General features: G+C 68.1%; 10 protein-coding genes and 1 tRNA gene. 7 read left to right on the top strand and 4 right to left on the bottom strand.

What is annotated here, in order from left to right; all coding sequences use genetic code 11:
• The first annotated feature begins 59 nt into the window (after positions 1-59).
• Complete coding sequence (nudC, locus tag ACFVV0_RS06720; RefSeq protein WP_387060103.1) at positions 60-1,067, top strand: NAD(+) diphosphatase; 1,008 nt, start codon at positions 60-62, stop codon at positions 1,065-1,067.
• Positions 1,064-2,800 (top strand): ATP-dependent helicase, encoded by a 1,737-nt coding sequence (locus ACFVV0_RS06715; RefSeq protein ID WP_387060100.1) that lies wholly within the window; start codon positions 1,064-1,066, stop codon positions 2,798-2,800. The genes nudC and ACFVV0_RS06715 overlap by 4 nt, the downstream gene beginning before the upstream one ends.
• On the opposite strand, the gene ACFVV0_RS06710 is transcribed toward ACFVV0_RS06715, so the two are convergent.
• Together ACFVV0_RS06710 and ACFVV0_RS06705 are read right to left on the bottom strand one after the other, a co-directional pair.
• The gene (locus ACFVV0_RS06710; protein WP_387060097.1) at positions 2,682-3,551 is read right to left on the bottom strand and encodes a TOMM precursor leader peptide-binding protein; all 870 of its coding nucleotides are present in this window, start codon (positions 3,549-3,551) and stop codon (positions 2,682-2,684) included. The genes ACFVV0_RS06715 and ACFVV0_RS06710 overlap by 119 nt on opposite strands.
• A 79-nt stretch (positions 3,552-3,630) precedes the next feature.
• The gene (locus tag ACFVV0_RS06705) at positions 3,631-4,986 is read right to left on the bottom strand and encodes a zinc-dependent metalloprotease (RefSeq protein ID WP_387061746.1); all 1,356 of its coding nucleotides are present in this window, start codon (positions 4,984-4,986) and stop codon (positions 3,631-3,633) included.
• Between the two features lie 136 nt (positions 4,987-5,122).
• Between ACFVV0_RS06705 and ACFVV0_RS06700 the strand changes: the two genes are divergently transcribed.
• The 4 genes from ACFVV0_RS06700 (at position 5,123) to ACFVV0_RS06685 (ending at position 11,150) form a co-directional block, all read left to right on the top strand.
• Positions 5,123-6,262, top strand: a complete 1,140-nt coding sequence (locus ACFVV0_RS06700) for a PDZ domain-containing protein (RefSeq protein ID WP_387060094.1) — start codon at positions 5,123-5,125, stop codon at positions 6,260-6,262.
• Between the two features lie 109 nt (positions 6,263-6,371).
• On the top strand, positions 6,372-9,278 hold the full coding sequence (locus ACFVV0_RS06695) for a UPF0182 family protein (RefSeq protein WP_387060090.1): 2,907 nt from the start codon (positions 6,372-6,374) through the stop codon (positions 9,276-9,278).
• 262 nt (positions 9,279-9,540) lie between these two features.
• On the top strand, positions 9,541-10,671 hold the full coding sequence (locus ACFVV0_RS06690) for an ROK family transcriptional regulator (RefSeq protein ID WP_387061744.1): 1,131 nt from the start codon (positions 9,541-9,543) through the stop codon (positions 10,669-10,671).
• Positions 10,671-11,150, top strand: coding sequence for a hypothetical protein (locus tag ACFVV0_RS06685; protein WP_387060088.1), 480 nt, complete (start codon positions 10,671-10,673; stop codon positions 11,148-11,150). The genes ACFVV0_RS06690 and ACFVV0_RS06685 overlap by 1 nt, the downstream gene beginning before the upstream one ends.
• A gap of 28 nt (positions 11,151-11,178) precedes the next feature.
• Here the strand turns inward: ACFVV0_RS06685 and ACFVV0_RS06680 are convergent, their stop codons facing one another.
• The gene (locus ACFVV0_RS06680; RefSeq protein ID WP_387060085.1) at positions 11,179-12,318 is read right to left on the bottom strand and encodes an ROK family protein; all 1,140 of its coding nucleotides are present in this window, start codon (positions 12,316-12,318) and stop codon (positions 11,179-11,181) included.
• A gap of 144 nt (positions 12,319-12,462) precedes the next feature.
• Between ACFVV0_RS06680 and ACFVV0_RS06675 the strand changes: the two genes are divergently transcribed.
• Positions 12,463-12,984, top strand: coding sequence for an isochorismatase family protein (locus ACFVV0_RS06675; RefSeq protein WP_387060082.1), 522 nt, complete (start codon positions 12,463-12,465; stop codon positions 12,982-12,984).
• A gap of 69 nt (positions 12,985-13,053) precedes the next feature.
• Here ACFVV0_RS06675 and ACFVV0_RS06670 read toward each other — a convergent pair.
• A tRNA-Met gene (locus ACFVV0_RS06670) sits at positions 13,054-13,127 on the bottom strand.
• Positions 13,128-13,159 lie beyond the last annotated feature (32 nt).

Genomic DNA, 13,159 nt, shown 5'->3' with positions numbered 1-13,159 from the left:
CACCTAGGTTAAATGGCTTCCCCGCGTGGGTCTGTTCGCCACGCCTTGAAAGGACCCCTATGTCGAGCATCCCTCTCGCTTCCCTGCCTCTTTCCCGTCATTCTGTCGACCGGGACCACGTCGCGCGGTCGCGGCCGGCGCTGTTCGACGAGTTGTGGGAGGAGCCGGGAACACGCGTGCTGCCGCTCTGGAAGGGTCGCGCGCTGCTCACGCCGGACAGCGTCGAGGCGGCGACGCCCGCGGCCGACGGCTGGGGATCATCCGGCCCGGGCACCGCCGAATTGGAGCTGCTTCCCGTCGATGACGTATCGGCCGCGCTGGTGCGCGTCTATCTCGGGCGCACGCTGACGGCGACCGAGAAGGAGCCCGCAGGCACCGCAGTGGTGCTCGAGGTGCTCACGGATGCGGCTGCGATCGAACTCGAACCCGATGAGTCGCGCTGGGGCAACCTGCGCACCGTCGCCACTGCGCTGAGCGACCGCGACGCCGGTCTCTTCACGGAGGCGCTTGCGATCGCCAACTGGCACGCCTCGCACACGCACTGCCCGCGGTGCGGAACGCCGACCGTCGTCGAGGAGGCCGGGTGGGTGCGCAAGTGCTTCGAAGACGGCTCCCAGATCTTCCCCCGCACCGACCCGGCGGTAATCGTCACCGTGCTCGACGCGGACGACCGGCTGCTGCTCGGCTCGAACGCGATGTGGGAGAACTCGCGCTACTCGCTGCTCGCCGGTTTCGTCGAGCCGGGGGAGTCGTTCGAGTCCGCCGTCGAGCGTGAGATCTTCGAGGAGGCCGGCGTGCGGGTGGTGGATGCGCAATACAAGGGGTCGCAGCCCTGGCCGTTCCCCGCTTCGGTCATGGTCGGCTTCACGGCGCGACTCGCCGACGACCAGCCCGCGGACGCGCTCGATCCGGACGGCGAGGAGATCCTCGACCTCCGCTGGTTCAGCCGAGAAGAGCTCTGGGCGGCGCGGGAGCAGATCATCCTGCCCGGACGCTCCTCGATCGCCCGCGCCCTGATCGAGGACTGGTACGGCGGATCGCTCGACGAGGCACCGGTCGCACCGTGACGCCGGAGAGCCTCCTCGACGGCCTCGACGCCCAGCAGCGGGTCGCGGCAGAGGCGCTGCTCGGGCCGGTGTGCATCCTCGCCGGTGCGGGAACGGGCAAGACCAGAGCGATCACGCACCGCATCGCCTACGGTGTCGCCAGCGGGGCGTATGCGCCGAACCGCGTGATGGCTCTGACCTTCACCAACAGGTCGGCGGCCGAGCTTCGCGGCAGGCTGCGTCAGCTGGGCGCCGGGGGAGTCGCGGCACGCACGTTCCACGCCGCCGCGCTGTCGCAGCTCAACTTCTTCTGGCCACAGGTCGTCGGCGGCAACCTTCCGAGCGTGCTCGACAGCAAGGGGCGCATCCTCGGCCACGCGGCGGAGCGGCTGGGACTCAAGCTCGACACGGCCACCCTGCGCGACATCGCCGCCGAGGTGGAGTGGCGCAAGGTGTCGGGGTTGAGCATCGAGCAGTACGCGGGCCGGGTCCCCGCACGGACCATTCCCGGCACCCTGACCGCCGAACAGCTCCTGCTGATGCTGCAGACGTACGAAGACCTGAAAGACGAGCGCAAGCAGTTCGACTTCGAGGATGTGCTGCTCGCCTGCGCGGGAATGATCGAGATCGAGCCGGCGGTCGCCATGCAGGTGCGGGAGCAGTACCGGTTCTTCGTCGTCGACGAGTACCAGGATGTCTCGCCGCTGCAGCAGCAGCTCCTCGACCTCTGGCTCGGCGGGCGCCGCGATCTCTGCGTGGTGGGTGACGCGAGTCAGACCATCTACTCGTTCGCCGGCGCTCGCAGCGAGTACCTGCTCGATTTCGAGCGCGCGCATCCGGGAGCCACCGTCGTGCGGCTCGAACAGAACTACCGGTCGACCCCGGATGTCGTGGATGCCGCCAACCGGCTGATGCGCGGTCGCTCGGGTGCCCTCACCCTGCACTCGGCGGTCGAGCGCGCGCAGGAGGGATCGGCTGCATCCGATGTGCCGGAGCCGATCGCGTACCCCGACGATCGGGCCGAGGCACGCGGTGTCGCTCAGGCGGTCGCCGCAGAGCTCGCGGCGGGCGCCAAACCCGAGGACATCGCGGTGCTCTACCGCGTGAACGTGCAGGCCGCCGCGATCGAGCAGGCGCTCGGCGACCTCGGCATCAGCTACCAGATCCGCGGCGCCAAACGCTTCTTCGACCTCTCCGAGGTGCGCCAGGCGATCATGTCACTGCGCGCGGCGAGCGTCTCGATCGGCGACGAGCCGCTCTTCAAATCGGTCAGCGACGTGCTGCGCTCCCTCGGCTGGACACAGCAGGCGCCCGAAGCCCGCGGAGCGGTGCGCGACCGCTGGGAGTCGCTCAACGCGATCATGGGCCTCGTCGACCAAGCGCCGGAGGGCACGACCTTCCGCCGCTTCACCGACGAACTGCTCGTGCGCCAGGCCGGGCAGCACGAGCCGACGCTCTCGGCCGTGACCCTGGCGACCCTGCACTCCGCGAAGGGCCTGGAGTGGGAGTCCGTGCACCTCGTCGGACTCAACGAGGGTCTCGTGCCGATCAGCTACGCCAAGACCTTCGAGCAGATCGACGAGGAGCGCCGGCTGCTGTACGTGGGAATCACGCGCGCTCGGCGCCGGTTGCGCCTCAGCTGGTCCCAGGCCGGAAATCTGGGCGGCCGCGCAGCGGCACGTCAGCCGTCCCGGTTCCTGGCAGAGCTCGGCACCCGCACTCCTCGTGCGGCAGGTGCTCCCGCTCGGTCGTGACACCGGTCCCGTAGTCGACGGCGATGCTGCGGGCGCTGAGGCTCCGGGCATTGTCCAGCACCCGGTCGACCACCCGCCAGGCTGCGATGGATGCGATGGTGCTGCTGACGAGACTCGTCTCGTGTCGCACCGGGCGGGTGCTGAGCTGGCACGCCATCGCGGGCCAATCCGGGTCGTCATCGGTGCGCCGGCGGTCGACGCAGCCGAGGCACGGACTCTTTCCCGGTTCGACGAACGGTCCGATCGTCGCCGTGCGGTCGCCGAACACGATCGCGAGGTGCGGGATGTCGCGGCGGAGCCAGCGCTGGTGCCGCTCGGGATCGAGGGCGAAGGAGCCGACGATCACGGCAGCCTGCGCGTGCGCCAGCACGGGGTCGTTCCAGCGCAGGCCGGCACGGGCATCGAGGCCGCTCTCGGTGAGGACCTGTGCGAGACGCACGGCCGTCGCTCCCTGACCATCGAGCACCACGAGCGGGCTCGGCGACGGGGCTGGTGCAGCTCGGCCGCCGGCGGGAGCGAGCACCGGCTCCACCCGTTCCAGAAACGGCGCGATGCTCGACGGATCGCCGCCCGCGCGCTCGGAGACCAGCTCCAGCCCGCTCATGGTGACGCCCGCTTCGAGCGCGACGAGCATCCGCTCCTCGGCGTTGCTGAGGTCGTGGAGGGTGAGCACGGGCTGCTCGACCCCGAACTGCAGGATGTTCGGCGTGCGCCACACGCGGGGGATGTGCGGATCGAGTGCGATGGTCATCCCGGTATCCTGCCGTGAAACGAACGACCCCCGCAGAAGTTCTCCACAGGGGTCGCCAAATCGGTCGGTTCGGGCGGTGTCAGTCCTCTTTCGGGCGTTCCGTGTCGCCCCGGAGCAGGTCTTCGAGCGCCTGGTCGAGGGCGTCATACTCCGGTTCCTCGCCGTTCGCGGTCGCCGTCAGCCGGGAGACCAGCTTCGAGGGGTCGTCGAGGTCGGCCGACTGGGGGAGCAGATCGGGGTGCGACCACAGGTCGTCGCGGGCATCCGCCCCCACCGCATCGGTGACGGCGCGCCACATGGCCGCCGCATCGCGCAAGCGACGCGGGCGCAGCTCGAGGCCGACGAGGGTGGCGAACGCCGACTCGGCGGGGCCGCCCGATGCGCGACGGCGCCGAACGGTCTCGGCGACGGCGTCGGCCTTCGGAAGGAGCGTGGTGGCGTTCGCGGTGACGACGTCGACCCAGCCTTCGACGAGCGCGAGCGTCGTCTCGAGCCGGGCGAGAGCCTCCTGCTGCTCCTCCGACTTCGGCGGGATGAGGGCACCGCTCACCATCGCCTCACGGAGCTCCTCGGGATTCGACGGGTCGAATCCTTCTGCGAGTTCTTCAAGGCGATCGGTGTCGATGGTGATGCCCTTGGCGAACGCGGTGATCTGTGTGATCAGCTGCAGCCGCAGCCACTTCGCGTGGCGGAACAGCCGGGCGTGCGCCAACTCGCGCACGGCGAGGTACAGCTGAACCTGGTCGATGGGGATGTCGAGGCCGTCGCCGAACTCGTCGACGTTCTGGGGGATGAGCGCGGCCGTGCCGTCTTCCATCAGCGGGATGCCGATGTCGCCGCCGGACACGACCTCCTTGGCGAGCTGTCCGACCACCTGACCGAGCTGCATGGCGAAGAGTGCGCCGCCGATGGAGCGCATGACCTGGCCGGCGTTGGCGATCATCCCCTGCATCTCTTCGGGCGCCTGCTCGGTGAGCACCCGGGTCAGCGCGTCGGAGATGCTCAGGGCCACGGGCTCGGCGAGCTGCGACCAGATCGGCATGGTCTGGCGCGCCCACTCGGCGCGGCCGATCAGCAGCGGCGGGCTGGTGAGCTCGGCCACCGAGGTCACGTTGTCGAGCCAGAGGGCCGCGACGTTGAACGCCTGGTCGAGAGTGGCGCGCTCCGCCGGGGTGACCGTGTGCGCATCCTGGGCGGCGAGAGTACGGGCCTGCTCGAGGGCGAGATCCCAGTTGATGCCGCCGTCGCTCGAGCGGATGGCGTTCTGCAACTGGGAGAGGAGGGCCTGGATGCTCGCCGGATCGTTGGGCAGACCGGCGGCGCCCGCCAGCTGGCTCGCGTCGATCGAGGAGTTTCCGGAGAGGAACTCGTTCAGCATGTCGCGGAACTCGTCGTCAGGCTCCTTGTCGGGATCCCGGTTCGGTTCGTCGGCCATCGTCATGCCTCTTTCGTATGTTCGGCTTTCAGGCTTGGAATCTACGCTAGCCCGTGTACTCCGGCCCTTGGTGAGAATTGGCCTAGGCTCGGGGGTCGGGCTGTGCGCCCGTGGCGAACAAGCGAAAGGGACCCCTGTGAGCCTCTTCACCGACGACGACCTGCAGCCGCCGCTGGGGCAGCAGCCGGAGCGGATCGCTCCGTCGAAGCGCGTGATCGTCGGCTGGTCGATGATCGCCGTCGCCGTCGTGGTGACCCTCGTGCTGGCGGTGGTTCCCGCTCCCTATGTGATCGAGCAGCCCGGTCCGGCGTACAACACACTCGGCACCGACGAGCCCGTCGGTGCGAACTCAGACGGCGAGACCAAGCCGCTCATCAGCATCCCCGGTCAGAAGACGTACCCGACGAAAGGGTCGCTCGACCTGCTCACGGTCTCGGTCGTCGGCAACCCCGACACCCGGCCGAGCTGGTTCGAGATCGCGTCGGCCTGGTTCGATCCGTCCAAGGCGGTGCTCCCGGTCGACGACGTCTTCCCGCCCGGCACCACGACGGAGCAGTCGAACGCCGAGAACGCCGCGCTGATGGTCAACTCGCAGCAGGATGCTGTGGCCGCGGCCCTGAACAAGCTCGGCTACGAGTTCCCCGAGGCGGTCGCGGTGAAGCAGCTCATCAAGGGAACGCCTGCCGCCGACGTGCTCAAGGTGGGCGACGAGATCCTCAGCGTCAACGGCAAGGCCGTTCCCGGTGTCGCGACACTGCGCAAGCTCGTCACCGAGAACGGCACGGAGAAGGCGGCGCAGCTCGGGATCGTGCGCGACGGGGTCGCCTCGACCGTGCAGATCACGCCGACCCGGTCGGCCGGGCAGGTCGTGCTCGGCATCGGCGCCGGGATGGACTACACCTTCCCGTTCGACGTGAAGATCCAGCTCAACAACGTCGGCGGGCCGAGCGCGGGACAGATGTTCGCGCTCGGGATCATGGACAAGCTCACGCCCGGATACTTGAACGGCGGCAAGCGCGTCGCCGGGACCGGCACCATCGACAACGAGGGAAACGTCGGCGCCATCGGCGGTATCCGGCAGAAGATGTTCGGCGCCAGGGATGCGGGGGCCACCGTCTTCCTCGCACCCGCCTCCAACTGCGACGAGGTGACGGGGCACATCCCGAGCGGACTCGATGTGTTCGCGGTCAAGACGCTCGACGACTCGATCAAGGTGCTCGATGCCGTGAGCTCCGGGGGCAGCACCTCCGATCTCGCGCGGTGCCCCGCTTCATAGCGTTCGCATAGGCTCGCCGACGTTCAGCTCGGGTGCAGGGTTCTCCAAGCGAGCCGCGCCTAGGATGGTTGTCTGACCGTGCCGCGCAAGAGCAATGAGGGCCCAACACGTGAGTTCAACAGCCGCAGTCCGCCCCCCAGCGCGCCGTCGTGCCGCCATCTGGATCACTCTGGGTGCGATCGTCGCCCTGGTCATCCTGTTCTTCGTCTTCGCGGGACTGTACGCCGACATCCTGTGGTACCAGCAGCTCGGCTTCCTCAATGTGCTGACGACGCAGTGGCTCGCCGCCGGTGTGATGTTCTTCATCGGGTTCCTCGGCATGGCGGTGCCTCTCTGGCTGGCGATCCAGCTGGCTTACCGGCTCCGCCCGGTCTACGCCAAACTCAACAGCCAGCTCGACCGCTACCAGCAGGTCATCGAGCCGTTGCGGCGGCTGGCGATGTACGGCATCCCGATCGTCTTCGGCATCTTCGCGGGGGTGTCGGCCGGCAGCCGCTGGCAGACCGCCCTCATGTGGATCAACGGCACCGCGTACGGCAAGACGGATGCGCAGTTCCACCTCGACATCGGCTTCTACCTGTTCGACCTGCCGTTCCTGCGCAGCCTCGTCGGCTTCGCCTCCGCGGTCACCATCATCTCGCTCATCGCGACGCTGGCCACCTGCTACCTCTACGGATCCATCCGCATCAGCGGCCGTGAGGTGCGCATCTCCAAGGCCGCACGCGTTCAGATCGCGATCGTCGCCGCGCTCTACCTGCTGCTTCAGGCTGTGAGCATCTGGCTCGACCGCTACGCGACCGTCACCGACTCGAACGTCAACGACATGATCAACGGCGCTGCGTACACGGATGTGAACGCCACGATCCCCGGGCGCACGATCCTCGCAGGCAGTGCCATCTTCGTCGCGCTGCTCTTCCTGCTGACGGCGTTCATCGGACGCTGGCGCTTCCCGATCGTCGGAACCGCTCTCCTCATCGTCACCGCCCTCGTCGCCGGCGCGATCGTCCCCTGGGTCGTTCAGCGCTTCCAGGTCGAGCCGAGCCAGAAGACGCTCGAGACGCCATACATTCAACGAGGCATCGACGCCACCCGTGACGCGTACGGTCTGGGCGACATCGAGATGACCCCGTACAACGCCAAGACCACCGCCGAACAGGGCGCTCTGCGTCAGGATGCGCAGACGACGGCGCAGATCCGCATCATGGACCCGGCCGTCGTGAGCCCGTCGTTCCGGCAGCTGGAGCAGTTCAAGCAGTACTACGCCTTCCCGAACAACCTCGCCGTCGACCGCTACAACATCGACGGCAAAGACCAGGATGCGGTGGTCGCCGTGCGCGAACTGCAGCAGTCCGGCCTCGGCAGCGCCCAGAACTGGTACAACGACACGATCGTCTACACGCACGGCTACGGCCTCGTCGCCGCCTACGGCAACCAGCGTTCGAGCGACGGCCAGCCCGTGTTCCTCGAGTCGGGCATCCCGACGACCGGTTCGCTCGGCGAGTATCAGCCGCGCATCTACTTCGGACAGCAGTCGCCGACCTACTCGATCGTCGGCGCGCCCAAGGGCACCAAGGATGTCGAGCTCGACTACCCGGGAGGCACGAGCGACGCCCAGCAGACGGCCACGACGTTCCAGGGCAACGGCGGTCCGAAGCTCGACAACATCTTCAAGCGCCTGGTCTATGCGCTGAAGTTCCAGGACGAGCAGATCGTGCTCTCGGATGCGGTCAACAACAATTCGCAGATCCTCTACGACCGCGACCCGATCAAGCGTGTGCAGAAGGTGGCGCCGTACCTGACGCTCGACTCGCAGGCGTATCCGACCGTGGTCGACGGCCGCGTGAAGTGGGTCATCGACGGCTACACGACGAGCGACCAGTTCCCGTATTCGCACGTCGGCAGCCTGAGCGACGCGATCGCCGACACCGAGACGCCGAAGCCGGCATACGCGTTCGACAACATCAACTACATCCGCAACTCGGTCAAAGCGACGGTCGATGCCTACGACGGCTCGGTCACGCTCTACGCGTGGGATGACACCGACCCGGTGCTGAAGACGTGGGAGAAGATCTTCCCGACCACGGTCAAGCCGATGAGCGACATGAGCGCGCAGCTGATGAGCCACGTCCGCTACCCGGCCGACCTGTTCAAGGTGCAGCGCTCGGTGCTGGGTCAGTACCACGTGACCGACGCCGGCTCCTTCTACTCGCGCGACGACGCCTGGACGACGCCGAACGATCCGACAGCGGAGGCCGGAACCGCCACGCCGCAACAGCCTCCGTACTACCTGACTCTGCAGATGCCGGGCCAGACCCAGCCGGAGTTCTCGCTCTACACGACGTTCATCCCCTTGGCGTCCGGCGATTCGAGCAGATCGGTGCTGCGCGGCTACCTCGCCGTCGACTCGAATGCGGGGTCCACCAAGGGTAAACGGGCGGACAGTTACGGCAAGTTGAGACTCTTGACGTTGCCATCGAGCGACACCGTTCCCGGGCCAGGGCAGGTGCAGAACAGCTTCAACTCCGATCCGACGGTCTCGCAACAGCTCAACCTGTTGAGACAGGGCAAGACGGATGTGATCAACGGCAACCTGCTGACGCTGCCGGTCGGTGGCGGCCTGCTCTACGTGCAACCGGTGTACGTCAAGTCCACGGGTGAGACGAGCTACCCGCTGCTGCAGAAGGTGCTCGTCGCGTTCGGCGACAAGATCGCTTTCGAGGACACCCTCGACCAGGCGCTGGATGTGCTGTTCGGAGGTGATTCCGGAGCGAGCGCCGGTGACACCAACGTTCCGCCGACCACGGGGGAGACTCCGCCGACGACCGGGACCGGCGACGGCACGGAAACACCCTCGCCGACCGACAATGCTGCTCTGCAGGCGGCGTTGGCCGCTGCGCAGACCGCCATCAACGACAAGGAGGCCGCCCTCAAGGCCGGAGACTGGGCCGCATACGGTGCGGCGGACACCCGGCTCTCCCAGGCGATCGCAGACGCCCTGGCCGCCGAAGGCAAGTAGGCGCCCGCAGAACGCGGCCCGCACGGATTATCCGTGCGGGCCGCGTTGCGTTGACGGCACAGCAGGGGCGAATGTTCGGCTTCTATACAAAGTAAGGTTCCGTTGCTCGACGCGTACTCGCCGCAATCACGCCCGATCGCGCCGGAATGACGTCAACCTCTTGCCAAAACTTTGATTGTCGACTTTACTAACAAACATGCTGGTGGATGAGGGACGGCGTTCGACGCTGGGTGACCTGGGCCGGGTTCAGGCCGACCGGGGGATGCTCCCCGGCCGTGCATTGCGCCCCCGCACCAAGGTGCTCCCCGAGCACGCGCGCAACCACAATCGGTCGCTGGTGCTTCAGACTCTCTACCGTTCGGGTCAGGTCAGCCGTGCCGATCTCGCCAGAGCCACCGGCCTCACCCGGGTCACGATCTCCGACCTGGTGGCCGAGCTCATCGCCGAGGATCTGATCCTCGAGGTCGGTCAGCGCGACGATGCGCGACCGGGCAAACCCGCGGTCCTGCTCGACATGAATCGCGGCGCCACCCAGATCATCGGCGTCGACCTGAGCGAGCACTCCGTGTTCCGGGGCGCAGTCCTCGACATCGACGGTCGCGCCCTCGCGAGCGCGGAGATCGCCCTCGCCGGCAGCCGCGGAGACGAGGCGATGGCAAAGGTGCTCACCCTGGTCGACCGGCTGATCTCGCTCACGAGCGCGCCCATCCTCGGCATCGGCATCGGCTCGCCCGGCATCGTGGACGCGTCGGGCACCGTGAACTCCGCACCGAACCTCGGCTGGACCGACGAGCCGCTGCAGCGGCTGGTCGCAGAGCGCACCTCACTCCCGGTCTTCGTCGCGAACGACGCGAACGTCGCGGTGCTCGCCGAGCACGGCTTCGGCGGAGCTCACGGCGACATGATGCTCGTGAAGGTGGGCCACGGCGTCGGGTCGGGGTTGCTGGTCGCCGGCGCCCTCGTGCTCGGCAGCCGCTTCGCCGCAGGCGAGATCGGGCAGGTCATGGTCGGCACCGACGACGGAGCAGACACGCCCTATGACCGCGAGAAGTGCCTGGAAGCGTGGCTGGCCGTTCCCCGGCTCGAGTCAAGGGTCGCCGCTGCAGCGATTTCCGGCGAACCCGTCGCCCCTGTGCTCAGAGAGGCGGGGCAGCGCCTGGGAGTGGCGCTCGCTCCCATCGTCGGTGCCCTGAACCTCTCGGAAGTGGTCGTGAGCGGACCGGAGGAGCTCCTCGCCGGGCCGCTCCTCGAGGCCGTGGGAGAGACCCTGCGCAATCGCACGATGGCCGGTTTCCACTCGGATGCAACCCTCAGGATGACCAGTCAGGGGCGCGACATCGTCGTGCGCGGCTGCGTCGTGCTGGTGCTCTCGGCGCAGCTCGGGGTCTCCTGATGACCATGCTCCTGGAGCGTCCTGCATCCGCTGCCATCGCGGAGACCTTCGCGTTCGCGCCTGGAGCCAGGGATGCGCTCCCGGAGTTCCAGGAGCGCTGCACCGTCGTGCGTCTCGCGACGATCGACAACGAGGTGCTCGGCGTTCCGCGCTGGTCGACGCTCGCCGAGGCGTGGACGGATCCTGCCGCCCCCGTTCGGCGGCGTTGGCCCGACAACCCGGTCGTGACCGTCGGCCCTGCCGACGACCCGGATCTCGTCCTGGCGACGCTCATGCCGGCGATCGTCTTCGGAATCGACAACGAGGCTCACGGATACGCGACACGGCTCATCGATTCGGTGCGAGCATCCTGCGCCTCGGTCCTGGTGGTCGACATGGGAGTTCGCGTCACCGGTCATCGCTACGCGGACATCGCCACCTTCGGCTTCGACCGCCGACGGGGAGGCGCGCTGCTCGACCTCCTCACGCCGCAGGCCTGAGGCACGGCGCGGGCACCCGTCGGCGGGTTCAGAGCGCCCAGGAGACGCCGAGGGTGGACTGGAGGGCGTGCTGAGCCGCACCGCGGAAAGGCTGTTCGAGGGCGACCTTCGCATAGCGGAAGCTCAGCGGCATGGCCGCTCGAACCGTGTGGCGTGCCGCCTCGGCGCGCAGATGGGCGATGAACTCGTCACCCAGCTTCGGGGCCGTTCCGCCGAGCACGACGTTCGGCACGTCGAGGGCGGCGCCGGCGAGCAGGAGCGCTCGCGCGAGCACGCGGGCGCCGAAGGCGATCCGTTCGCGTGATTCGGGCATGGCTGCCAGGCTCTGCACATCCACCGACTCGAGGTCGGTGCCGTGGGGGAGACCCAGCAGCGACGTCACCGAGACGATCTCCTCGAGACACCCGCGGTTGCCACACGCGCAGAGCGGAGCATCCGGCCCGAAGAGCACCGGCACGTGGCCGATCTCGCCGGCGCGATGGGCAGCACCGACGAGGAGGCTGCCTTCGACGATGAAGGCCGCTCCGACTCCCGTGCTCAGCGACACGAACATCTGATTCGCGCCGAACTGGTCAGAGGTCGAGTAGTCGGCGAGCGCTTCGGCGTCCGCGTCGTTCACAAGGTGCACGGGAGCGTCGGCGACGTCGCTCAGGGCGTCGGCGAGGTTCAGGTCGCTCCAGCCGAGCTGCACGCTCTCGCGGACGAGGGGTCCGTCGACGATGCCGGGCACCTGCACGCCGACGGCGACGACGTCAGCGCTCGTGGCGGCGACCAGGCGGCGGGCGATGCTGCGCACATCCTCGATCTCCCCGGGAGATGTCGGGCGCTGTGACACGGCCGCGAGCTCGGCACCGAGGAGATTCACGACGGCTCCGCGGACGAGCCCCGGCTGCACGACGATGGAGAGCAGAACGTGCCGGGTGGAATCGACCTGGAGAGTCGTCGCCCGCTTTCCTCCCGTGCTCTCCGCCCGTTGGCCCTCGAGGACCAGACCCTCGGCCAGCAATCCGGCCAGCAGGGACGACACTGTCGCCGAGGTCAGGCCGGTGCGTCGGGCGATGCTCGCCCTGGTCGCCGTGCCGTTGCCCGACAGGACGAGCTGCAGCGCATTCGTGAGGTTGCGCTCACGGACAGCGGCCTGTGTCGCCTTGGTGTGATCGTCTGCCACTGCTGTCCGCTCCTCGACGCGCGTTCTCCCCGCCACGACCCTAGCGAATCCGCGAGGATCCGGTCCGGAGGCCGGGCCGGAGAGGTTCACGCCTGCTCGACCGACACGCTGGCGGATGTCGGCCGCGCAGCGCAGTATGGCCGTATGGGCAAGGGTCTGATGCTGGTGGACGTTCAGCGCAACATGCTGGACGGAGACGGTGCGATCGAGGGTGCCGTCGCTTTCCGCGAGGCGCTGGCCGGGGTGCTCGCGCGGGCGCGCGCGGCCGATGTGCCGGTGGTCCACGTCAAGAACGACGGCGCCGAGGGCGACCCGGACGAGCCGGGCACCAACGGCTGGGAGCTGGTCTTCCCGCCGCTCCCCGGCGAACCCGTCGTGCGCAAGAAAGTCGGCGACACGTTCCAGGCGAACCCTGCGCTTGCCGATGTGCTGCGGGCTATGGGGGTGGACTCGCTGGTGATCGTCGGGCTGCAGAGTGAGTACTGCATCCGGGACACGAGCCGCGGAGCTCTGCTGCACGGGCTGGACGTCGTGCTGCCGTCCGACGGGCACGCGACGTATGACACCGAGGAGCCTGCGGCCGCCATCTCGGCGAGAGTCACGGGGGAACTCGCCGACGACGGGGTGACGATCGTCGACCTCGCGTCGCTCGATTTCCGCGACTGATCGCGGCGGATGCGAGCACGATTCAAAAGAACAAGGCCCGGATTCCCAAGGGAATCCGGGCCTCTCTCGTTGCGGGGACAGGATTTGAACCTGCGACCTCTGGGTTATGAGCCCAGCGAGCTACCGAACTGCTCCACCCCGCGGCACAAGAATTGACTCTAGCACGGACTGACCA

The organism is Leifsonia sp. NPDC058230 (assembly GCF_042882245.1).
GTDB lineage: Bacteria > Actinomycetota > Actinomycetes > Actinomycetales > Microbacteriaceae > Leifsonia.
Note: the sequence above shows the minus strand (reverse complement) of the source record. Positions and strands in the feature narration are given on the sequence as shown.